At 58.5% G+C, this 22503-nt stretch carries 28 protein-coding genes and 1 pseudogene; 26 read left to right on the top strand and 3 right to left on the bottom strand.

Annotated elements, in window-relative coordinates:
• Positions 1–40 precede the first annotated feature (40 nt).
• Both RY113_RS15545 and RY113_RS15550 read right to left on the bottom strand, forming a co-directional pair.
• The gene (locus RY113_RS15545) at positions 41–490 is read right to left on the bottom strand and encodes a hypothetical protein (RefSeq protein WP_315915295.1); all 450 of its coding nucleotides are present in this window, start codon (positions 488–490) and stop codon (positions 41–43) included.
• 46 nt (positions 491–536) lie between these two features.
• Complete coding sequence (locus tag RY113_RS15550) at positions 537–2159, bottom strand: WXG100 family type VII secretion target (protein WP_315915296.1); 1623 nt, start codon at positions 2157–2159, stop codon at positions 537–539.
• A 140-nt stretch (positions 2160–2299) separates the two neighbouring features.
• Between RY113_RS15550 and RY113_RS15555 the strand changes: the two genes are divergently transcribed.
• From RY113_RS15555 to RY113_RS15565, 3 genes are all read left to right on the top strand, one after another.
• Entirely contained in the window at positions 2300–2500 is a 201-nt protein-coding gene (locus RY113_RS15555; protein ID WP_315915298.1) for a hypothetical protein, read from the top strand.
• Positions 2501–2580: 80 nt separating this feature from the next.
• Positions 2581–3054, top strand: a complete 474-nt coding sequence (locus tag RY113_RS15560; RefSeq protein WP_315915299.1) for an SRPBCC family protein — start codon at positions 2581–2583, stop codon at positions 3052–3054.
• 92 nt (positions 3055–3146) lie between these two features.
• Positions 3147–7481, top strand: coding sequence for a hypothetical protein (locus tag RY113_RS15565; RefSeq protein WP_315915300.1), 4335 nt, complete (start codon positions 3147–3149; stop codon positions 7479–7481).
• Positions 7482–7518: 37 nt separating this feature from the next.
• Here RY113_RS15565 and RY113_RS15570 read toward each other — a convergent pair whose 3' ends face one another.
• Positions 7519–8808 (bottom strand): MFS transporter, encoded by a 1290-nt coding sequence (locus tag RY113_RS15570; protein ID WP_315915301.1) that lies wholly within the window; start codon positions 8806–8808, stop codon positions 7519–7521.
• Positions 8809–9225: 417 nt separating this feature from the next.
• Between RY113_RS15570 and rpsJ the strand changes: the two genes are divergently transcribed.
• From rpsJ to map, 23 genes and pseudogenes are all read left to right on the top strand, one after another.
• Entirely contained in the window at positions 9226–9534 is a 309-nt protein-coding gene (gene rpsJ, locus RY113_RS15575) for a 30S ribosomal protein S10 (RefSeq protein WP_038464699.1), read from the top strand.
• Positions 9535–9551: 17 nt separating this feature from the next.
• Entirely contained in the window at positions 9552–10202 is a 651-nt protein-coding gene (gene rplC, locus RY113_RS15580) for a 50S ribosomal protein L3 (RefSeq protein WP_110105556.1), read from the top strand.
• A gap of 4 nt (positions 10203–10206) precedes the next feature.
• Positions 10207–10800, top strand: a pseudogene (rplD, locus tag RY113_RS15585) (50S ribosomal protein L4); the annotation flags it as partial.
• A gap of 239 nt (positions 10801–11039) precedes the next feature.
• A complete protein-coding gene (gene rplW, locus RY113_RS15590) occupies positions 11040–11345 on the top strand; it encodes a 50S ribosomal protein L23 (RefSeq protein WP_038464693.1) in 306 nt (101 codons plus the stop codon).
• 30 nt (positions 11346–11375) lie between these two features.
• Positions 11376–12215, top strand: a complete 840-nt coding sequence (gene rplB / locus RY113_RS15595; RefSeq protein WP_110105558.1) for a 50S ribosomal protein L2 — start codon at positions 11376–11378, stop codon at positions 12213–12215.
• 12 nt (positions 12216–12227) lie between these two features.
• Entirely contained in the window at positions 12228–12509 is a 282-nt protein-coding gene (rpsS, locus tag RY113_RS15600) for a 30S ribosomal protein S19 (RefSeq protein ID WP_110105559.1), read from the top strand.
• Between the two features lie 38 nt (positions 12510–12547).
• Positions 12548–12913: a 50S ribosomal protein L22 gene (gene rplV / locus RY113_RS15605; protein ID WP_110105560.1), complete on the top strand. Its 366-nt coding sequence runs from the start codon at positions 12548–12550 to the stop codon at positions 12911–12913.
• Positions 12914–13762 carry a 30S ribosomal protein S3 gene (gene rpsC / locus RY113_RS15610; RefSeq protein ID WP_110105561.1) on the top strand — a complete coding sequence of 283 codons (849 nt, stop codon included), beginning with the start codon at positions 12914–12916 and terminating at the stop codon, positions 13760–13762.
• Positions 13763–14179, top strand: coding sequence for a 50S ribosomal protein L16 (gene rplP, locus RY113_RS15615; protein ID WP_038464683.1), 417 nt, complete (start codon positions 13763–13765; stop codon positions 14177–14179).
• A 2-nt stretch (positions 14180–14181) separates the two neighbouring features.
• Complete coding sequence (gene rpmC / locus RY113_RS15620) at positions 14182–14505, top strand: 50S ribosomal protein L29 (RefSeq protein WP_110105562.1); 324 nt, start codon at positions 14182–14184, stop codon at positions 14503–14505.
• 62 nt (positions 14506–14567) lie between these two features.
• Positions 14568–14798 carry a 30S ribosomal protein S17 gene (gene rpsQ, locus RY113_RS15625; protein WP_082369419.1) on the top strand — a complete coding sequence of 77 codons (231 nt, stop codon included), beginning with the start codon at positions 14568–14570 and terminating at the stop codon, positions 14796–14798.
• A 461-nt stretch (positions 14799–15259) separates the two neighbouring features.
• A complete protein-coding gene (gene rplN / locus RY113_RS15630) occupies positions 15260–15628 on the top strand; it encodes a 50S ribosomal protein L14 (protein ID WP_062286641.1) in 369 nt (122 codons plus the stop codon).
• A gap of 3 nt (positions 15629–15631) precedes the next feature.
• On the top strand, positions 15632–15994 hold the full coding sequence (gene rplX, locus RY113_RS15635) for a 50S ribosomal protein L24 (RefSeq protein ID WP_110105563.1): 363 nt from the start codon (positions 15632–15634) through the stop codon (positions 15992–15994).
• Positions 15991–16575 (top strand): 50S ribosomal protein L5, encoded by a 585-nt coding sequence (gene rplE, locus RY113_RS15640; RefSeq protein ID WP_110105564.1) that lies wholly within the window; start codon positions 15991–15993, stop codon positions 16573–16575. Before rplX ends, rplE begins: the two co-directional genes overlap by 4 nt.
• A gap of 103 nt (positions 16576–16678) precedes the next feature.
• Positions 16679–17077, top strand: coding sequence for a 30S ribosomal protein S8 (rpsH, locus tag RY113_RS15645; protein WP_110105565.1), 399 nt, complete (start codon positions 16679–16681; stop codon positions 17075–17077).
• 23 nt (positions 17078–17100) lie between these two features.
• Positions 17101–17637: a 50S ribosomal protein L6 gene (gene rplF, locus RY113_RS15650; RefSeq protein WP_110105566.1), complete on the top strand. Its 537-nt coding sequence runs from the start codon at positions 17101–17103 to the stop codon at positions 17635–17637.
• Positions 17638–17639: 2 nt separating this feature from the next.
• Positions 17640–18011, top strand: a complete 372-nt coding sequence (gene rplR / locus RY113_RS15655) for a 50S ribosomal protein L18 (RefSeq protein WP_110105567.1) — start codon at positions 17640–17642, stop codon at positions 18009–18011.
• Positions 18008–18715, top strand: a complete 708-nt coding sequence (rpsE, locus tag RY113_RS15660) for a 30S ribosomal protein S5 (RefSeq protein ID WP_110105568.1) — start codon at positions 18008–18010, stop codon at positions 18713–18715. Before rplR ends, rpsE begins: the two co-directional genes overlap by 4 nt.
• Complete coding sequence (gene rpmD / locus RY113_RS15665) at positions 18715–18927, top strand: 50S ribosomal protein L30 (protein ID WP_110105569.1); 213 nt, start codon at positions 18715–18717, stop codon at positions 18925–18927. The genes rpsE and rpmD overlap by 1 nt, the downstream gene beginning before the upstream one ends.
• Before the next feature lie 2 nt (positions 18928–18929).
• On the top strand, positions 18930–19409 hold the full coding sequence (gene rplO, locus RY113_RS15670; RefSeq protein ID WP_110105570.1) for a 50S ribosomal protein L15: 480 nt from the start codon (positions 18930–18932) through the stop codon (positions 19407–19409).
• 220 nt (positions 19410–19629) lie between these two features.
• Entirely contained in the window at positions 19630–20955 is a 1326-nt protein-coding gene (gene secY / locus RY113_RS15675) for a preprotein translocase subunit SecY (RefSeq protein WP_110105571.1), read from the top strand.
• Entirely contained in the window at positions 20952–21536 is a 585-nt protein-coding gene (locus RY113_RS15680; RefSeq protein ID WP_110105572.1) for an adenylate kinase, read from the top strand. Before secY ends, RY113_RS15680 begins: the two co-directional genes overlap by 4 nt.
• A gap of 113 nt (positions 21537–21649) precedes the next feature.
• Positions 21650–22486: a type I methionyl aminopeptidase gene (gene map / locus RY113_RS15685; protein ID WP_110105573.1), complete on the top strand. Its 837-nt coding sequence runs from the start codon at positions 21650–21652 to the stop codon at positions 22484–22486.
• The last annotated feature ends 17 nt before the right edge of the window (positions 22487–22503 follow it).

The following is a 22503-nucleotide window of genomic DNA, read 5'->3' on the forward strand; positions in this document are numbered from 1 at the left end:
CACCGGCACCAAGGTTGGTACCGGTGTCGTGGGTGGAGTCTTAGCCTGCGCTCCGAGCCAAGCCATCCACCAGCTCCTGTACCAGCTCAGTATCCAGTCCCTGGCCGGCGTTGATAGCCAGCAACGTGATACCTGCAAAAAGCCCGCCCGCGAGCAACGTGGCGATCAACGTGGCCCTGCGGGGGACTCCGTTGGCATCCTTGAAGGTGACCGCGTAGGCGTAACTTTGCTTACCGTCACTTGAGATAGTGCCCTGAGCCTCTTCAACGGCGTCGAAGTCCTGAACATAGTGCTGAGCCATGCCTTGCGCCCATGCCAGAAGATCTGGGAATTCTAAAGCTGCCCCGTCATCACGGACCACGGAAATTACCTCCCCACGCACCAGACTGAACTGGCGGCTGGCAGGTCCTGCGCTTGAGACCTCGATGGCTTGTGCCCCATCGGGCAGGACAAGTGTCAGGCCCAGCCCGGTATCGAATGGTTGGCTCATGGTTTGGGGCCTCTCAGATGGTTAGGACAAAGTATGTTCAATGGTGTTACCTCATGGTTCCAGCAAGGTTCTGGCCCGTGATGATCTTATAGTTTCCGCCATAAGGAGCCTTGTGTAACGTACCAGCGTTGATGGTCGTTTCGGAGCTGCCACCAACTTTCAGCGAGGCAACTCCGCTGTTAAAGTCAACCAGATTGCTTTCTGTGGAGACAACTGAATTTGCTTGGAGTGTCACACCTGATGCGCGGTAGATGTTTTCTAGATCGCCAGCTGCCGCAAGATTGTTGCCCGAGGCGATGTTGCTCAGGTAACTATCGATGAGATGTTGGTTCTGGGCTGTGTTCTGCAGCTCCATACGCACCGTTCCTTGGATTCCTACACTGGACTTGGCACTGGGTCCTTCAGACGGAGGTTTCGGGCCGAACAGTTCCGCTAGGGGATCTTGGATATTTGGATTGTCCTGAACCTTGGCTGAGCCTTCAATGGTTCCCTTCAGATTGATTGTCATCTTGTTGATGTCGCCGTCTTTGTCCATGCTCAGGGTGACCCCGGCTTCCCCATTTCCGCCAAACTTCATCCCGTCGCCCAGATCAAGCTGTGCCTTCACTGAGGCTGTTGCACTGGCTGTGGCAGTACCATCGCTAAGATTCTGTTCGTAGGCGAGCGAAAGCTTCGCTTCTGCCGAGACGTCGGCAGAAACATCTACTTTTGCGCCAACTGAAAGTGTGCCCTTTCGGCTTGTGTACTCGTCAGTGGAGCCATGGCCATTCGCCGCTGCATCCAGGGTCTTTTCGATGTACTCACCAGGGTTTGTGATGGCATCCGATGCCCGTGAAAAACTGTCCGGAGGCAGTTCATTGAGCATTTGTGCGCGAGCGGCAAGCGCCTCCTCCAAGGAATTGAACTTATAGGTCCTTGAAAGCTCGCCGCTCAGTGTCACATCAGCGCCAGCCTTGGTGCTGGGTGTGTTGGCGCCACCACTGATGTCCCCTGCAAGGGTGAGTTTTACCGAGCCGTCAGCGTTTTGTGTGATCTTGCTCGAGAGGTGGGCGCCGCCGTGCACCCAAGCGATCTGGCCATCCACACCAATTTTGTCTGACTGTGAGTACATGGGGATGGAGCCCTTGGCCGACTCAACAAGGTATTCACGGATGCGATCTTGGTCTTCACGGGGGAGTTTGTCTTCTAACGCGGCGAGACGGTATGCGTTGGGAATTCCGAACTCATCGCTGGAATGCAGCAGCGTGGTCTTTTCCGCATCGCTCAGGTCCGCCCACCAGAGGCGAACTTCCTGATCTGTGCGGGTGCCAATGTTCTCAAGGGCTTGCTGGTTCGCAGAAGTCCCGCCGCCAGTTTCTTCAGCCTCGTAGCCCAGAGTGTTCCCGCCGCCTAGGCTGCCTTCCGAGGAAGCATTCTCCTGCTCCTGGGCCTGAGCCTGCAACTTTTCTGAGGTTTCAGTAAACATGGTGCTGGCCGACTTGATCTGAGGCCGCAGCCGCGACGTCCAGTCCTGACGGAAACGCTGTGCGTCAGGGCCGTTCCAGCGGGCCCGCATGATGGTGGGGTTTAGATCATTGGAGGTTTGATCCAATGCTGCCGAGTGCTTTTGGAAGAGCGTGGCCAATGCCCGGAGCTCTTCCGGGTCTGCGCCGAGCATGAACTCGTTCATGGCTGTCCGTTCAATGGATGCATGGAGGGGATATGGCCAATAGCCATGTGTTCTTCAGCCCAGCGTAGAGGCCAGCGGTGGAACTTTCGATGGGGAGTATTCCCCATGGTAGCCAGCTGATAGGACTATAGGCTGGCCCAATGGCTATGAGCAAGCAAGGCATCGCCACAAAAAAGCACGGCATTGTCACCTGTGAACGGGCTAGTGGAGGGTTTTCCGACGGCCGCATGCACCCGTGGAAGGTGGAGTTGGCCTTTGTGGGCGAGAATCCGGCGTCGAACCTGGGCGCGAAGTTCCTGCCTTGGCGCATGGACCGGCCATTGGTGGAACAATGGGCCTAATCCGTGCTGGGGGCCCGCTGAAACGGGACGGCAGCACCCCTCCGCGATGACGTTCTCCGCACTTCAGGAAGAGTAAGCCCATGCCGCAAGTAGTTGCCGAACGTACGGTGCTGCTGGATCCCGCCAGCGCCTTCGAATTGTCTCAAACCACAGGTGAGTTCCGGCGGAAATGGGATCCGTTTATTCATTCACAACATTTTCAAGATGGTGCCACCAAGGCCGGCAAGGGGGTGCGCACCCGGACCAGGTCACGGATGGGCCTGCTCATGGTCAGCGAATATGTCTCTTACGTCCCCGGGCGGAACGTCGGCATGAAGATGGTCTCCGGCCCGTGGTTCTTCGCCCAATTTGGTGGCGGCTGGCGCTTTAGCGAGTGCGACGGCGGAACCAGGCTGGTTTGGAAGTACACCTTTTCCTGCAAGCCAGGGTGGCTGCGATGGTTGACTCATCCTGTGGGAGTGTGGTTGTTGGGCCGGGAAATTGAACGGCGGATCACTGCCTTCGCAGCGGCATGCGGTAATGCTGAACTTATTGCCGAACTGCAGAAGATTTAGAGCACGGGCCGTTATGTCCACTTGATGTATTAAGTGCTGTTAGTGCCTTGTTCTTGATTTAGGATGGGAGCTCACAGCCACGAGGGAGCAGTATGCATCAGCAGCAGGAGCCAGAAGGTAAGGTGCCGCCGTCGGTTCTATCCGTCGTGCAGGAAGCCTATGGTCGCGGATACTTGGAGGGGCATCTGGCCGGTTGGCGCGATGCGCTTGCTGCCCAGGCTGGGCCGTCCGGTCCCGCTTCGGCGCCAGTGCTCATGCCCCCTGTGAACCCCACGGCGGCCCCCCTGCCTCCGCGCAATGCCATGCCACCACCTAATAACTTGCCACCACCTAATGTCATGCCACGCACGGTGCCACGGTCGCTGCCACCACTGCAGCAGGTAGCCAAACCCGTTGTCCAGGACCCGGCAGTAGCCGCGGAGCGCAAGCGCAAGCGCGAAGTTCAGAACATCAACATCACCTTGTACGTTGCCAGTTTGCTGATGGTGGCTGCAGCTGCCTTGTTTGTTGGCAGCAGCCAGCCGGTGCCAGTGCGGTTGGTGGGGGTTTGGCTCGCCACAATACTTTTCTATGGCGCTGGTTTACTACTGCACGCCAAAGTGCCCCGTCTCAAGCCTGCTGCCGTGGCGTTTGCCGGCACGGCGTTGGCGATCATCCCCTTCGCAGGTCTGGCTACGTACAACTTGGGATTCCCGGATGGGCCCGCAGTGTGGTTGGCGACCTCCCTCATCGGAACCGTGGCCTACGCTGTGGCTGCTGTGCGCCTGCAAAGCCGGTTGGTGGTGTACCTTTCCCTCGCCTTCCTGCTCTCCACCGCATGGTCTTCCGTGGCCGTACTCGGGGCAGCCTTGGCCTGGTATTTCGCGGCACTCATTGTCTTTTCTGCACTGCTGTCCCTTGCCGGGTACCTATTGCAGAACAGGGGCTCCGAGCCTGGCTTGTATGCCAAACCGCTCTCAGATCTCGGCCCTTGGTTTGCCCCCGCAGGTTTGCTTGGTTCGCTCATCTTTTCGCTGGCCTTGAACGCTTTTGACCACACGCTTGTCCTGGTTGCCGGGGTTATCTTCTATGCGGTCATGTGTGTAGTCGCCACCCCTGCGCTGCGCCCGTGGAACTACTTGGGCCTGAGGCTGTCCGCGACCTTGGCAGCGCCCTTCATTGGGTGGCTCATCCAACCGGAATTTGTTTGGGCAGCCGCGTCTTTCACCGTGGTGCTGGCGGTTCAGATTTTGACCATTGCTTATAGCCGAGACCGCCTCACGGCCTACTTGGGACGCGGCGCCTGGGTGGACGGGGATGTGCTCACCAGCGCCGTAGTTCTGGCGGTGAGCTCGGCCGCATGGACGGCTGGGCTGGCTGCACCCTGGAGTACCACTACCGGCCAATGGCCATTCGCCGCGCTGGGGCTCGCCGTCGGACTTGTGGCAACCATGGCAGTGGTGCCCATCTTCCTGCCGAAGGGGGAGTGGCTGCCGTTACCGGCAGCGACAGCGACCTTGCTGTGCTGGCTGTTCCTGTCCGCAGCGGACGCGATGGTGCTTCTGTCCATTGGGTTGATCTACTCCCTGTTGCGGTACCGTGCGGCACGAGGGACCACCACGGGCCACATCATGCTCAACATTGCGCGTGTGCTGGTGAGTGCACTGGCCGCAGCAACCCTTGCCCACTTCATTCCGGCGCAACCCGGTAAGGTCCATCTGATCTTGGCAGTCATGGGTGTCATTTGCGCTCTGCAGTTGCTAGCTGATGCAATGTTGGCCAAGTTCGGTGCAGCGAATTCCGTCACCAACTACTCGGCGGCCGCCTGGGCAACAGCAGGAACAGCTCTTGTGATCCTGCTATCGGTCACCTATGTGGGCCAAAATAGCCCCGCCTTCCCGGGAATCACCACGCTGCCATTGCTGCGTTGGGAGTTCCTTGTTTCCGCCCTCGCCATGGGTCTGGCCACGGTAGTATTCTCACTCGTCAAGCTGCCCCGCACCAGAGGATTCTCGCGCGCAGAGATCATCGCGCCGTCGTACCTTTTTATTGTTGCGCTGGGCACAGGACCGGTCTTTGACGCGGCTGGTGCCAGCGTGGCGTGGGGCGCAGCGCTGGTCTATCTGCTGGTGGGGGGCTTCCTGCTGCGCCGCCAAGAAAAGACCTTGCACCGCTGGGTTTATTGGTGGGGCGCCAGAGCCGTTTCGCTCCTGATGGCAATAGCGCTGTACCAGTTATGGCAGGAAAACAATCCTGCAACCACCATCTTCGGAACTGCTGTGGGGCTTGGGACTTTTCTGCTGCTGGCTTTGGTGCCCCAGATACTGATCCTGTCAGTGGTTGCCGTGCGCGGACGGGCAGTGAGCGGACTCTGCGCAGATGTTCTGGTGACTTTGCTTGCGGCCGTGATGCTGGTTGGTGTGGCGGTCATTGCTGAGAGCCCTGGCTTGTGGACTGCCAGGCTCGCCGTGGTACTGGCCACTGCGGCGCTTGCAGTGCTGGCAACCTGTGGCACGATCCGAAGCAGACAGATGCCCGCTGTGCTCTGGTCGGCACCCGTGGCCTTATGGCTTATCGCCTTGATCGCCTTGGCCGATCGCCCGCTTGCGGTTATGGTTCTGGGCATCCTGACAGCTACCTCGGCACTTGTGGCAGCCAAGGCCGGGTCCAGAATGGTTCGCGGATCACACTTCCTGCTGGCTCGGGTTGCGGTAACCATGCTCGTTGGCGAAGTTGTGAGGGAACTGACGGACAATGCGGTGGTCGTCACTCTCGTGTTGACAGTGGTGCTGCTGCTCCAACTGGGACTGCAGGCCATGGCGGACACCAGAGGGCGCTTCAACACGGCTGTTGGGGAAGATGCCTTGTTGCGGGCTGGTTTGTGGTTGCTGCTGACAGCCCTGCTGGTGTTGCCTGTTGCCTATGTGCTCCAAACTCGCGGCTTCGATTCACCGGGAACCGCACTACGGTGGGTAGTGGCGTTGGAACTTGTTGCCCTGGCCGGCTCAGCCGTGGTTGCACAAGTGAGCTTGAAGGCACGGGGCGCCGCTTATCTGCTCATTGTTGCCCTCATGGGAGGCGCGGTCCTGCTGGCACCGCTGATGTGGCCTGGTGCCACTGCCCTTATTCTGCTGGCTCTGTGCGTGGCCGCAATTGCTTGGCGGTGTGTCACTGAGCCGAAAACTGAACAGATGCGCTGGTATTGGTTGATTGCCACCGGCTGCTTCCTGGCCACTGCCTGCGTGGTGGATAGCGCGGCAGCCACCGGGATTTTTGCCGCAATGTGGCTGGTGGCAGGGACTGCACTTGTGGTGGCCGCCCACATCATGAAGACGCCGTGGCTGACGCTGCCGGGATCTTTGATGGTGCTCCTGTCCGCGTTCATGTTCCGCAGTCAGGTATTGGATTTGGTGGATCGGCCCGGATACGCCGCGCTGGCTGGCTTTGTGGTTGTTCTGGGAGCGCTGTACATCATGGCCATGGTCTTGGTGAGTTTGCTCGCTAGCACGCAGGTAAACAGGGCTGGACTGATTGCGGTGGCGCTCGGTGGGGGTGGAGTTTTTGCCCTCTGGGCGGTGACAGACGAGACCACATCTCTGCTCGGGGCAGCAGCCTTCACCGGGGTTGCCGTGCTTGCCTGTGTTGAACTACCTACTGGACGGCGCCGACTGGGCATGGATGCAGCTGTGCTGTCCTCTGCCTTGGTCTGGTTCTGGGCCTCCACAACCTACATAGATTTAGGTGTGTTCTGGTTTGTACAGTGGTGTGCATTGGCGTTTGCCGTCCTTGCCATGATTCGCTACCGGGCCAAGGAACTGCAGGGAGGCAAGACCATGCTCATGGTCGCGGCCGTCGCGGCCAGCCTTGGCGGTCTTCTGACCATAGTCAGCGGTGACACGCTACAGCAGGTCATCTCCTTACTGGTGTTCGTGGCCCTGTTGGCAGTTGGCATGGCACTCGATGAACGCATCTTCACCATTTGGGGTGCGGTAGGCGTGGCAACGGCTGTGATCTGGTATCTGCGAGGATTCACATACATCCTGTTGGCGCTGCTGGCACTGGCGCTGATAGCCCTCGCCATATGGCGACTGAACCGTAAGAAGCCCCTCGCAAAAACGGAGGCACCCCTGAACCCCAATGGGGGAGGGCCTGCTGGCATGCCCGGCGCGGGCCAGCAGTACGTGGGCCAGCAGTACATGGGCCAGCAGTACGCGGGCCCACAGGAGATGGCGGAACCGTACGTGGAGCAGCACCCGGATCAGTGGCCATCCGCCTACGCTGGTGAGCCGGTGCAGCCCCAGCACCCCATTCCAGCGCAGCCCCAGCCGGCGCAGCCCCCTTCAGCGCAGCCCCAGCCGGCGCAGCCCCCTTCAGCGCGGCCCCTGCCAGCGCCGCCCGTTCCAGCGCGGCCCCTGCCAGCGCCACAGCAGGGCCCCCCGCAGATGTGATGTGCGTTTGAGCTGATGAGCCTGTCAAGGGCTCCGATCATTTGACACCCCTGACCTGAGCCACGGCCCATGCTCCGGCCAATGCGGTGACTCCGGAAATCACGAACAGCAGGGTGAAGCCGCCCACGGCGCTGACCAACAGGGCGCCCAACATGGGCGCGAACGCCTGGGGGACTGTCAGTGCGATGTTCATGATGCCCAGGTCTTTGCCGCGGGAGAGCTGGTCCGGCAGTACTTCTGTGGCCAGCGCCTGATCCACCGACAGAAAACAGCCGTAGCCCAGACCCAAAAGGGCGGCACCCACAGTGGCGGCCCCCATGGTCGGGACAAAAGCCAGGATCAGTGCAGCCGCCGCCTGGAGCACGGACGAGCCGAAGATGAAAACCCGCCGCCGGCCCAGTTTGTCTGAGAGCCTGCCCAACCATAGCGAAGCGATAATCACGAAGACCATGTAGACGAGGGTCAGCTGAATCAGCGAGCCCTGTGCATCCGCCACCTTGAGTCCGTACATGAGGAAGTACAGCAGCAAGCTGGTGCCAAAGGCGTTGCCCAGGTTCACCAAGATGCGGCTCAACAGGGTCCAGCCGAAGTCCGGATGTTTACGTGGACTGATCCACAGACCACCCATGAGTGAGCTCAGCGTCAGTGGCGGCACAATCCCCGGCGGCAGGACGGCGTCGGGCATTAACAGCAGGAAGGGCAAGCCGAGGCACACCAACAGGCCCGCCATGAGGGCGTAACCGCCAAAGGTACTCAGCGCCAAGACCATGACCAGCACCAGCCCGGCAATGATGCCTATGGCCTGCGGTGCAGAGATCCAGCCTGAGACGTATCCCCGCTGATTCACTGGCACCTGATCAGAGATGGCAGCCGTCAGTGCGGCCGTCAAGACACAGAAGAAGATGCTTGCCCCAACCCAGCAGATCCCGATCGAAAGGAACGAGGTCTGCCAGCCCAGGAGCACCAGGGATACGGCAAAGCCCAGTGTTCCCAGGGCTATCCATGGGCGGCGCCGGCCGAAGCGGGACGTGGTGCGGTCAGAAAGTGCGCCGGTGAGCGGATAGGCAATGAGCGCAAAGGCGCCGGCAACGCCGGAGATCAGACCAAACCCCAGGACGTTGGCCACCCAGTCCGTGGTGTTGAGGTACTTCTCAACCTGGAGTGGCAGCAGTAGTTGTACCGGTGTCAATTGGGCAATCCAAACCCCAAACCAGCTCAGGGCGAAGAGAAAAATCCACTTTCCGCCCACGCGACGGGTGGGAATCTCTGAAACGGAGAGTCCGCCCGGGGGAGTAGGCACCCCGGAACTATCGGTGACTTTGCTCACGATTGAAGCATCTCATGGCCGTCAAGGCCCGAAAAGACGGAAAGGATAGAGGTGCGGCTGTTGGCCGCGGCGTTGGCCCAATTGGCGTTCAGCGCCATAATCCGGCATACTTATTGAGTTGTTCAAGTGCTTTTTCGTGTCCCGGTCGAGATAATGCTCGTCGCAGGGTCCAAGCTAAAGCCCACATATGACAAGCCCTCCGCATAAAAGGTGTGGGTACGTGCGCGAATTATTCGCGACACGCCCGACCGCGGGGGTCGGAGCTCCAACGGATTGAGGAACCCGGATTTATCCGGATTCAGTTCGTTGGGAGCGTGGCTGTGAATGCCACATTTGAACAGGAAAAGTAAACAGCGTTTACGTCAACAGCATCGCTTCTACAGGTTGCTTCGTTACAGGAAAGAGAGTCACGACGCCATGGCGGGACAAAAAATCCGCATCCGGCTGAAGTCATATGACCACGAGGTCATTGATGTTTCAGCTCGGAAGATCGTTGAGACGGTCACGCGCGCAGGCGCAACGGTAGTAGGCCCCGTGCCGCTGCCCACAGAGAAGAACATTTACTGCGTAATTCGTTCACCTCACAAGTACAAGGACAGCCGCGAGCACTTTGAAATGCGCACGCACAAGCGTCTTATCGACATCATTGATCCCACGCCTAAGGCTGTAGATTCGCTCATGCGTCTCGACCTGCCGGCCGACGTGAACATCGAAATCAAACTGTAGGGAGGTGCTGAGAAACTATGACCGCGACCCGAAACACTAAGGGCATCCTGGGCACGAAGCTCGGCATGACCCAGGTCTGGGATGAGAACAACTTGCTTGTTCCCGTAACTGTTGTCCAGGCCGACTCCAACGTCATCACCCAGCTGCGCAACGCAGAGGTTGATGGCTACGTAGCGATCCAGATCGGCTACGGCCAGATCGATCCCCGCAAGGTTACCAAGCCCCTGGCTGGTCACTTTGCAAAGGCTGGCGTTACCCCTCGCCGCCACGTCGTTGAACTGCGCACTGCAGACGCCGACACCTACACCCTCGGCCAGGAGCTCTCCGTTGAGATCTTCGAAGCCGGCCAGAAGGTCGACGTCGTCGGTACTTCAAAGGGTAAGGGTTTCGCCGGTGTCATGAAGCGTCACGGCTTCCACGGCGCCCCGGCATCACACGGTGCTCACAAGAACCACCGTAAGCCCGGTTCCATCGGTGGCGCGTCCACCCCTGGCCGCGTTTTCAAGGGTATGCGCATGGCAGGCCGTATGGGTGCCGAGCGCGTAACCACCATGAACCTGACGGTTCACGGTGTTGACGCCGAGAAGTCGCTGCTGCTGATCAAGGGTGCTGTCCCCGGCGCCCGCGGCCAGGTCGTATTCGTACGCACCGCCGTGAAGGGAGCATAAGTAAATGGCTACTGTTAAAGTTGACCTGCCTGCAGAGATCTTCGACGTTCAGACCAACGTGCCCTTGCTGCACCAGGTTGTCGTAGCTCAGCTTGCCGCTGCCCGTCAGGGTACGCACAAGACCAAGACCCGCGCCGAAGTATCCGGTGCTGGCCGCAAGCCGTTCGCACAGAAGGGTACCGGCCGTGCCCGTCAGGGTTCAATCCGCGCCCCTCACATGACCGGCGGTGGCGTTGTCCACGGTCCCACTCCTCGCGATTACAGCCAGCGTACGCCCAAGAAGATGAAGGCTGCAGCTTTGCGCGGCGCACTCTCTGACCGCGCACGCAACGGCCGTATCCACGTTATTGCGGAATTGGTTTCCGGCTCCAAGCCGTCCACCAAGGTTGCAATGGCCACGCTGGCATCCGTCACCACGCGCAAGAACTTGCTCGTAGTGATTGAGCGCGCCAACGACGTTGCCGCATTGAGCGTACGCAACATCACCAACCTGCACGTTTTGTACGTTGACCAGCTCAACACTTACGACGTGCTTGTCTCTGATGACATTGTCTTCACACAGGCTGCTTACGACGTTTTCGTCTCCGGTCGCGCTGCTTCAGAAGCTTTTGCTTCAAGCATGCTGCTGGTTGAAGACCTGGTTTCTGTTGACACCGAAGATGACGCCGAAGGCACCATCAAGGGCAACAAGGACTCCATGAAGTACCACGTGCCTGGTTCACGCTGGTACGACGCCACTGAGGCTGAAGTTTGGTTTGCAACAGCTGAGGACGCCAAGGCCGCAGGCTTTGTTCCGGCCGGCGGCGAAGCTGCCCAGACCATTAAGGAGGACGGCAAGTGAGCGCCGTTACCATCAAGGATCCGCGCGACGTAGTGCTTGCACCTGTCGTTTCGGAAAAGAGCTATGGCTTGATCGACGAAGGTAAGTACACCTTCCTGGTTGACCCCCGCTCAAACAAGACCGAGATCAAGCTGGCCGTGGAGAAAATTTTCTCCGTCAAGGTCGACTCGATCAACACCATCAACCGGGCCGGTAAGCGTAAGCGCACCAAGTTCGGATGGGGACAGCGCAAGAACACCAAGCGCGCCATTGTCTCCCTCCGCGAGGGCACGATTGACATCTTCGGCGGTCCGCTTTCATAAGCGGAGACCACTTTAACGAGGAAATAAACTATGGGAATCCGTAAGTACAAGCCGACAACCCCGGGCCGTCGTGGCTCGAGCGTTGCCGACTTCACAGAAATCACGCGGTCGACGCCGGAGAAGTCTCTGGTCCGTCCACTGCCCAAAAAGGGTGGCCGTAACAACACCGGTCGCATCACGACTCGTCACAAGGGTGGTGGCCACAAGCGCCAGTACCGCCTGATTGACTTCCGTCGTCACGATAAGGACGGCGTAAACGCACGCGTTGCTGAGATCGAATACGATCCCAACCGCACCGCACGCATTGCGCTCCTGCACTACGTTGATGGAACCAAGCGTTACATCATCGCCCCGAACAAGCTCAGCCAGGGCGACTTCGTAGAAGCCGGTGCGGCTGCTGATATCAAGCCTGGCAACAACCTTCCGATGCGCAACATCCCCGTGGGTACTGTTATCCACGCTGTGGAGCTGCGTCCCGGAGGAGGAGCCAAGATGGCTCGTTCAGCTGGTGCCTCGGTTCAGCTCGTCGCCAAGGAAGGCAAGTTCGCCCAGCTGCGTCTGCCCTCCGGCGAAATCCGCAACGTTGATGCGCGCTGCCGCGCGACCATCGGCGAAGTTGGAAACGCTGAGCAGTCCAACATCAACTGGGGTAAGGCTGGCCGTATGCGCTGGAAGGGCGTACGCCCGACCGTCCGCGGTGTTGTCATGAACCCCGTCGATCACCCTCATGGTGGTGGTGAAGGTAAGACCTCCGGTGGACGTCACCCGGTCAACCCGAACGGTAAGCGCGAAGGCCGTACCCGCCGTCCCAACAAAGAGAGCGACAAGCTGATTGTTCGTCGCCGCCGTACTGGCAAGAACAAGCGATAGGAGCCTGGAGACATGCCACGTAGCCTGAAGAAGGGTCCCTTCGTTGACCAGCACCTCTTTGTTAAGGTAGCTCGGGAGAACGAAAAGGGTACCAAGAACGTAATTAAGACCTGGTCCCGCCGCTCGATGATCGTGCCCGATATGTTGGGTCACACGATCGCCGTGCATGACGGTCGCAAGCACATCCCCGTGTTTGTTACTGAGTCGATGGTCGGGCACAAGCTCGGCGAATTCGCCGCCACGCGGACATTCCGCGGCCATGTCAAGGACGACCGTAAGGGCAAGCGCCGCTAGGCGCTTGTCAATACGGCTAAGACGAGAGAGAGATAGCAATGGAAGCCAAGGCAAGTGCGCGTCATCTGCGCGTAACGCCTATGAAGGCCCGGCGCGTCGTCAACCTGATTCGTGGCAAGCAGGCGAATGAGGCATTGGCGATTTTGAAGTTTGCCCCCCAGGCAGCTTCGGAACCGGTATTCAAGGTAGTCCAGTCCGCAGTGGCTAACGCCCGCGTTCTGGCAGATCGCGACAGCATCGCGTTCAACGAAAATGATCTGTACATCCGCGAAATCTTCGTTGATGATGGCCCCACCATGAAGCGGTTCCAGCCGCGTGCACAGGGCCGTGCATTCCAGATCAAGAAGCGCACCAGCCACGTCACAGTGGTTGTTGCTACCCCCGAGAAAGAGGAGGCTCGCTAAGTGGGACAGAAAGTAAACCCGCACGGTTTCCGTCTCGGGATCACCACGGACCACCGTTCACATTGGTTCGCGGACAGTAACAAGCCCGGCCAGCGTTACAAGGACTTCGTAAAAGAAGACATCCAGATCCGCGCACTCATGTCCACGGGCATGGACCGCGCCGGTATTTCCAAGGTTGAGATTGAGCGAACCCGTGACCGTGTACGTGTGGATATCCACACCGCACGCCCCGGTATCGTCATCGGTCGTCGTGGAGCAGAAGCAGACCGCATCCGCGGCGAGCTCGAAAAGCTCACCGGCAAGCAGGTTCAGCTGAACATCTTGGAAGTCAAGAACCCGGAAGCTGATGCTCAGCTCGTTGCCCAGGGCATCGCAGAGCAGCTGACTAGCCGTGTGGCGTTCCGCCGCGCGATGAAGAAGGCCATGCAGTCCGCTCAGCGCACCGGCAGTGTCAAGGGCATCCGTGTCGCTTGTGCTGGTCGCTTGGGTGGCGCTGAAATGTCACGCACCGAGTTCTACCGCGAAGGTCGTGTGCCCCTGCACACCCTGCGTGCCAACATCGATTACGGCTTCTTCGAAGCCAAGACCGTGTTCGGCCGTATTGGTGTCAAGGTCTGGATCTACAAGGGCGATGTCACGTCCAAGGAACTGGCTGCTCAGGCAGCTGCTGCTCCTGCTCGTGGCCGTGGCCCGCGTCGTGACGGCGATGACCGCGGAGCCCGCGGTCCCCGCGCCGGTGGCGACCGTCGTCGTAACGACCGTCCTGAGCGCACCGAGGCAGCTGCCGCGGTTGAGGCTCCTGTAGCTGCAGAGGTTGCAGCTCCGGTAGTAGAAGGAGGAGAGGCGTAAATGCTTATCCCACGTCGCGTAAAGCATCGTAAGCAGCACCACCCCGGTCGTTCGGGTCAGGCTACTGGCGGCACCACGGTTTCATTCGGTGAGTGGGGCATTCAGGCTCTCTCCCCGGCATATGTAACCAACCGTCAGATCGAGTCCGCTCGTATCGCCATGACTCGTCACATCAAGCGTGGCGGTAAAGTGTGGATCAACATCTACCCTGACCGTCCGTTGACGAAGAAGCCTGCTGAAACCCGCATGGGTTCCGGTAAGGGTTCACCCGAGTGGTGGATCGCAAACGTCAAGCCCGGCCGTGTTCTTTTTGAACTGTCCGGTGTATCAGAAGAGGTAGCACGCGAGGCATTGCGCCTGGCAATCCACAAGCTGCCGTTGAAAGCACGCATTGTGCGTCGCGAAGGTGGTGAGTAGAGATGTCAATTGGTTCCAAGGAACTTGCCCCTGCACAGCTTGACGGGTTTGACAATGCACGTCTTGTCGAAGAACTCCGTAAGGCTAAGGAAGAACTGTTCAACCTGCGCTTCCAGTCGGCCACCGGTCAGCTGGAAAGCCACGGTCGTTTGCGCGTTGTAAAGCGTGACATCGCCCGCATCTACACAGTGCTGCGTGAGCGCGAGCTGGGCATACGCCCGGACGTGGTTGCCGCTGCACCCGTGGAGAAGGCCTCCAAGAAGGCTGACAAGGACGCCAAGAAGGCCTCCAAGAAGGCTGAAAAGACTGAGGAGGACGCCAAGTGAGCGATTCTGTAAACAACACTGACAATGGCGTTGAGACGCCAGTTCGTAACGAGCGCAAGAAGATGCGCGGTTACGTTGTCTCCGACAAGATGGATAAGACCATCGTTGTTGAGGTCGAAGACCGTGTAAAGCATGCGCTTTACGGCAAGGTTCTGCGCCGCAACAAGAAGATCAAGGCTCATGATGAAGAGAACAGCGCCGGCATCGGCGACCTCGTTATTATCAGCGAAACCCGACCGCTGTCTGCAACCAAGCGTTTCCGCCTAGTTGAGATCGTCGAGAAGGCTAAGTAAACCTTTCAACACTTGTGTTGATTGATTACTAAATGTTGGGCCCGTTGCCACTTGTGGCAACGGGCCCAACATTGTTTAAAGTACAAGCTCCTCCCGTACGCCTGCGGACCTGTACGGCAGATGTGGGGGAGGTAACGCTTTTGGCGAGCTGCCAGCGTACCGTGAGGTTCCGCCGTCGTGCTAGGATTATTTATTGCTGCGCCTTTTCTGTGCCGCCGTTTTCGGTTGAGACAGATAGGTGCGCATTTACCTCGTAAATGCCTCGTGCCACTACAAACTGCCATCCGGTGCGTGAATTTTCATGCAATTCACCGGGACGGAAAGTGGAGTTGGCATGAAGTGTTTAGGCGTGTTTTGGCAAAATCCAGGCACGTTCAGAGACATCCCGACCAATACGTTCCGCAAGGCTTATCCATAGATGGTTTATGGCCAAGAACCAGCGCGACGAACAGGAGATACTAGTGATTCAGCAGGAGTCGCGGCTTAAGGTCGCCGACAACACGGGGGCCAAGGAAATCTTGACCATCCGCGTTCTCGGTGGATCTGGGCGCCGCTACGCAGGCATCGGTGACACCATTGTCGCCACCGTCAAGGATGCAATTCCCGGCGGAAACGTAAAGAAGGGTGACGTCGTCAAGGCTGTCATCGTTCGTACCAAGAAGGAACGCCGCCGTGCGGATGGTTCCTACATCAAGTTCGATGAGAATGCAGCTGTCATTCTCAAGGCTGACGGGGACCCCCGCGGTACCCGTATCTTCGGCCCGGTTGGCCGTGAACTTCGTGACAAGAAATTCATGAAGATCATCTCGTTGGCTCCGGAGGTGCTGTAACTTATGGCAAAGATCAAGAAGGGTGACCTGGTTCAGGTCATCACAGGCGCCAAGGCTGAGCGTGGCGGCGATCGTAACAAGCAGGGCAAGGTCCTGAAGGTATACACCGAAACCAACCGCGTGTTGGTTGAGGGCGTAAACCGCGTTACGAAGCACACCAAAGCCGGTCAGACGGAACGTGGCACCAACACTGGTGGCATCGAAATCGTCGAGGCACCTATTCATATCTCCAACGTTGCACTCGTGGACCCGTCCACGAAGAAGCCGACTCGCGTTGGCTACCGCACCGAAATCGTTGAGCGCGATGGCCGCAAGCGTGAAGTACGCATCCGCGTTGCCAAGGCCTCAGGGAAGGATCTGCCATGAGCGCCGCAGTAGCAGAGAACACACCTAAGATCACACCTCGCTTGAAGAGCCGCTACGCAGCGGAAATCAAGCCGGCCCTGATCGAGGAATTCACCTACTCGAACGTTAACCAGGTTCCGCGCCTGGTCAAGGTTGTTGTCAACATGGGTGTTGGAGATGCCGCTAAGGACTCCAAGCTCATTGACCACGCCGTTCGTGACCTCACCGCCATCACCGGCCAGAAGCCCCAGGTTTCCAAGGCGCGCAAGTCAATCGCTCAGTTCAAGCTGCGCGAAGGCATGCCGATTGGTTGCCACGCAACTCTGCGTGGAGACCGTATGTGGGAATTCCTGGACCGTTTGGTCACTCTTGCACTGCCCCGTATCCGCGACTTCCGCGGCCTCAGTGGCAAGCAGTTTGACGGCAACGGCAACTACACCTTCGGTTTGACCGAGCAGGTTATGTTCCACGAGATCGACCAGGATTCCATTGACCGCCCCCGCGGTATGGACATCACAGTCGTCACCACAGCCAAGACAGATGACGAAGGCCGTGCACTGCTTAAAGCACTCGGCTTCCCGTTCAAATCCGAAGATAAATAATCTACGTAAAAGGTCCGTTCGGCGGCGCCGGTGCCATGGAATCTGATTTCATAACGCCAGTGAATCGCGAAGGAAACCGTTACGAGGAAGGGCAAGCGCCCAAATGACAATGACAGATCCTGTCGCAGACATGCTTACGCGTCTGCGCAACGCAAACTCGGCACACCACGATACCGTGTCCATGCCGTTTAGCAAGCTTAAAGGCCACATCGCCGACATCCTCAAGGCGCAGGGTTACATTACTGCGTGGAAGGTTGAAGACGCCGAAGTTGGCAAGAAGCTGACCATCGACTTGAAGTACGGTCCCAGCCGCGAGCGTTCAATCGCTGGCCTGCGCCGCATCTCCAAGCCCGGACTGCGCGTTTACGCAAAGTCCACCAACCTCCCCAACGTTTTGGGTGGGCTGGGTGTCGCCATTTTGTCGACATCGTCAGGTCTGCTGACCGACCGTCAGGCTGCCAAGAAGGGCGTGGGTGGGGAAGTCCTCGCCTACGTCTGGTAGTAGAGAGAGAAGGGAAAGAACTTATGTCACGTATTGGACGTCTCCCCATCTCCGTGCCTGCCGGCGTAGAGGTCAAGGTTGAAGATAACCTGGTCTCCGTTAAAGGCCCGAAGGGAGCACTGCAGCTAACTGTTGCAAGCCCCATCACGGTTGCTCTCGAAGAGAACACCATCACCGTTAGCCGCCCCAACGATGAGCGCGATTCACGTGCACTCCACGGCCTCTCTCGGACCCTCATTGACAACCTGATCATTGGTGTCACTGCAGGCTACGAGAAGAAGCTGGAAATTGTTGGTACCGGTTACCGCGTAGTTGCCAAGGGCAATAACCTTGAGTTCGCTCTGGGCTTTAGCCACCCGGTTGTCATTGAGGCACCCGTTGGCATCACACTGGCAGTTGAGAGCCCCACTAAGCTCTCCGTGTCAGGCATTGACAAGCAGCAGGTGGGCGAAGTTGCTGCCAACATCCGCAAGCTGCGCAAGCCCGACCCGTACAAGGGTAAGGGCGTACGCTACGCCGGCGAAATCATCCGCCGCAAGGTCGGAAAGGCTGGTAAGTAACCATGGCACTATCCGTAAGAGGAAAGTCCAAGGCCGCAGCACGCGGCCGTCGCCACCTGCGTGTACGTAAGCGCGTCAGCGGCACCACCGTACGTCCGCGTCTGGTAGTTAACCGTTCAGCACGCCACGTATTCGTTCAGGTCATCGACGACACCCAGGGCCTGACCCTGGTGTCGGCTTCGACACTGGAAGCAGACCTGCGCGCATTTGACGGTGACAAGACCGCCAAGGCTAAGCGCATTGGCGAGCTTATTGCAGAGCGCGCCAAGGCTGCTGGCATCGAAGCTGTTGTCTTCGACCGCGGCGGTAACCGCTACCACGGCCGTGTCGCAGCTATTGCTGACGGCGCACGTGAAGGCGGGCTGGCACTGTGACCGAAAACATTAACAAGGAGAACACTGTGTCAGAAGCTACTGCAGCTGACGGTGCCGCGAAGACTGAGACAGCCGCAGGCGCAGACAGCGCCCGTGGCCGTGGCGGTCGCGACGGTGCTCGTGGAGGCCGCGAAGGCGGTCGCGACGGTGGCCGTGGCCGTGGTCGCGATGGTGGACGTGAGGCTGAAAAGAGCCAGTTCATCGAGCGCGTTGTCAACATCAACCGTGTTGCCAAGGTTGTCAAGGGTGGCCGTCGCTTCAGCTTCACCGCTCTCGTGATCGTCGGTGACGGTAACGGCATGATCGGTGTTGGCTACGGTAAGGCTAAGGAAGTTCCTGCCGCTATTGCCAAGGGTGTTGAAGAAGCCAAGAAGTCCTTCTTCCGCGTACCCATGGTTGGCAAGACCATTCCCCACCGCGTACAGGGTGAAGCCGCTGCCGGCGTCGTCATGTTGCGTCCGGCTGCAGCTGGTACCGGTGTTATTGCCGGTGGTCCGGTTCGCGCCATCCTGGAATGCGTAGGCATCCACGATGTTCTGTCCAAGTCACTGGGTTCCTCCAATGCCATCAACATTGTTCACGCAACTGTTGCTGCTTTGAAGTCCCTGGAAGACCCCAAGGCAGTTGCGGCTCGCCGTGGCTTGCCTTTGGATGAAGTTGCTCCGGCTGTGCTGTTGCGCAATATGCAAAAGGCGGGTCTGTAATGACTACACCTAAGAACATTCAGCCTTCTGAGAAGAAGCTGGAAATCACTCAGATCAGGGGCGTCATCGGCGTCAAGCAGAACCAGAAGGATTGCCTTCGTTCACTGGGCCTCAAGCACATCGGCGACTCTGTCGTTCGTACGGCTGACGCAGTGACCGCTGGCATGATCAACACGGTTCCGCACCTTGTCAAGGTTGAGGAGGCGAAGTAAAAGTGGCTGAGAAGAACACTGCTGAGACTGTTGAAAAGCAGAACGCACTGAAGGTCCACCACCTGCGTCCCGCACCCGGCGCCAAGACGGTTAAAACCCGTGTTGGCCGTGGTGAAGGATCCAAGGGTAAGACCGCAGGCCGTGGTACCAAGGGTACAAAGGCCCGCTACCAGATCAAGGCCGGCTTTGCTGGCGGCCAGCTGCCGCTGCACATGCGTCTGCCCAAGCTGCGTGGCTTCAAGAACCCGTTCCGCGTCGAGTTCCAGGTTGTAAACCTGGAGAAGCTGAACGAGCTCTTCCCCGAAGGTGGCGTTGTCACCGTCGAGACACTCGTTGAGAAGGGTGCCGTTCGCAAGAACCAGCCCGTGAAGGTGCTGGGCACCGGTGACATCACCGTCAAGGTTGATATCTCCGCTCACGCATTCTCCACAAGCGCAATCGAGAAGATCACTGCTGCAGGTGGAACCACCACCGAACTGTAAAAAGTTCACAAATGCGCACATCTAGCGATTAGACTCTTGGTGGGCGGGGCTCATGTTCCGCTCACCAAGGGTCTTTCGTTTAAGTGCGTGCGGGTTAGTTCTGTCCGCGACATGGGTAGATTTGCCGTCACAGTTACAGTGCGTGCCAGATCACCCACTAGACTCTTTCCTTGGGCTTCAGCTACGAGGCCACATTCATCACTACACGTCAGGAGGACGCTTGCTTACCGCATTTGGCCGCGCCTTTCGCACGCCTGATCTGCGACGCAAGTTGTTGTTCACGCTGGGAATTCTTGCCATCTTCCGCTTGGGCGCTTTTATCCCCTCGCCCGGAATTGATTACCGAAACGTCCAACAGTGCGTGAATGCTGCTGACACGAGCCAGGGCATCTACCAGCTTGTGAACTTGTTCAGCGGCGGCGCCTTGCTTCAGGTTTCCATTTTTGCTTTGGGAATCATGCCGTACATTACGGCCAGCATCATCGTTCAACTTCTTCGCGTAGTGATCCCCCGTTTCCAGGAACTGCACCAAGAAGGTGCTCAGGGACAGGGTCAGCTCACGCAGTACACGCGCTATCTGACCATTGCCCTTGGTTTGCTCAACGCCACCACCTTGGTCACTCTTGCCCGCTCTGGCCAGCTCTTCGCTGGTTGCGGCGCTGCAGGCACGCCCGGTGCGTTGATCCCCAATGACAGCCTGATCACGATTCTGCTGCTCATCATCACCTTGACGGCCGGTTCAGGCTTGATCATGTGGATGGGCGAGCTCGTCACCGAAAAGGGTGTCGGCAACGGCATGTCCCTGTTGATCTTCGTTGCCATTGCTGCCATGTTCCCCACCTCATTGGGTGCCATCTTGAAGACTCAGGGCTGGGGCACCTTCTTGACCGTCATGGTTGTGGGTCTTCTCGTTGTTGCACTGGTTGTGTTTGTTGAGCAGTCCCAGCGCCGTATCCCCGTGCAGTACGCCAAGCGTATGGTTGGCCGCCGTACCATGGGTGGCACTAGCACCTACATCCCGATCAAGGTCAACATGGCCGGTGTTATCCCGGTTATCTTCGCCTCGTCGATGCTGTACCTGCCGTCCCTGATTGCGCAGTTTGCCACACCGGCCAACAGCACTGATACGCCGGCTTGGATTGAGTGGATCAACAATTACCTCACCAGAGGAGACCACCCGGTCTACATGTTGATGTACTTCCTTCTGACAATTGGGTTCACTTACTTCTACGTGGCTATTACCTTCGATCCTGAAGAAGTCTCTGACAACATGAAGAAGTATGGCGGATTCATTCCCGGTATCCGTGCGGGGCGCCCCACACAGGATTACTTGCAGTACGTTATTTCGCGCATCACACTCCCGGGCTCCATGTACCTGGGTATTGTGGCCCTGATCCCGCTGATCGCTTTGGTCATGGTGGGGGCAAACCAGAACTTCCCATTCGGCGGCACCTCGATTCTCATTGTGGTTGGTGTTGGCTTGGAGACTGTGAAGCAGATTGATGCGCAACTCCAACAACGCCACTACGAAGGGCTATTGCGATGACAAGAATGCTGATTATTGGACCTCCCGGTTCTGGCAAAGGCACACAAGCTGATCGCATTTGCGGGGTACTCGGCATTGTTGCGATTTCCACTGGTGATATTTTCCGCGCCAACGTCAAGGGTGAAACACCCCTTGGTATTGAGGCCAAGAAGTACATGGACAATGGTGACTTTGTCCCGGACAGCGTCACCAACCGGATGGTTCGTGACCGGCTTGCGCAGAGTGACGTTGCGGAAGGCTTCCTCTTGGACGGCTACCCGAGGACCTCTCCCCAGGTAGACGAGCTGGATGACATTCTGGGCGCTGCCGAGGCTAGCTTGGATGTTGTTGTGCAATTGACGGCCGACGACGAGGAACTCGTCAAGCGCCTGTTAGGCCGCGCCGTGGAAACAGGGCGCAGCGATGACACTGAAGCTGTTATCCGTCACCGCTTGGATCTTTACCGTGAGCAGACAGAGGTTGTAGTGTCCCGCTATGCGGAGCGAGGCATTCTGGCCAAGGTTGACGGTTTAGGCGAGATGGATGATGTGACGGCTCGTATCATGGACGCTATCAACAAGGTCAAGGGCGAAGCCGCCTAGTAACACCTAAGTATTGACAGCCTTTGCCGCAAGGCCGGGGGTTGTGACGGAGGGCTCCTTCCCGCACTATGGGGAGGAGCCCTCATTTATTTTCTTATCGAAAGGCTTCTTTCATGGCGTTTGGCCAGCAAAGAATTGAATACAAGACCATTGACCAGATGCGCATCATGCACCGCAGCGGGCTGATCCTGGACGCAGCTCTGAACACCACCATTGGTGCCGTGGCACCGGGTGTGACCACGGGTGAACTGGACGCCATCTTCGCCGCTGAATTGAAGAAGGCCGGGGCCACCTCCAATTTCCTGGGCTACCATGACTTCCCGGCTAGCATCTGCACCTCAGTCAACGACGAGGTGGTACACGGCATCCCCGGTAACCGCGTCCTGGAAGCCGGTGACCTGATCTCCATCGATGGTGGCGCCATTGTGGAGGGCTGGCATTCAGATTCGGCCAGGACCACCATTGTTGGCGGCCCCACTGCCGAAGATCCTGCCGATCGCCGGCTCAGTGACATCACCGAGGAGAGCATGTGGTGCGGTATTGCCGCCATGGCAACAGGGAAGTATGTGGGTGATATCGGTGACGCAATTGACGAGTTCGTGGTGTCCCAGCCCGGCGTGGAACTGGGGATTCTAGAGGACTATGTGGGCCACGGTATTGGTTCTGCCATGCACATGGCCCCGGATGTCCTGAACTACTCCTCAAAGCACCGCGGTCCCAAGCTCAAGGCGGGCATGTGCCTGGCACTCGAGCCGATGCTGGTCCGTGGCGGATTAGAAACCGTTACTTTGGAAGATGACTGGACTGTTGTAACAACTGACAAGGCCCGTGCCGCGCACTGGGAGCACTCAGTAGCCATTCATGCCAAGGGCATTTGGGTTCTCACCGCGGCCGACGGCGGTGCACAGCGACTTGCGCGCTGGGGAGTCACCCCGGTAGCGCTGGACTGACCCCGACTCCTCCCAAC

Origin of the sequence: Arthrobacter sp. lap29 (assembly GCF_032458965.1) — a bacterium.
GTDB classification, from domain to species: domain Bacteria; phylum Actinomycetota; class Actinomycetes; order Actinomycetales; family Micrococcaceae; genus Specibacter; species Specibacter psychrochitiniphilus.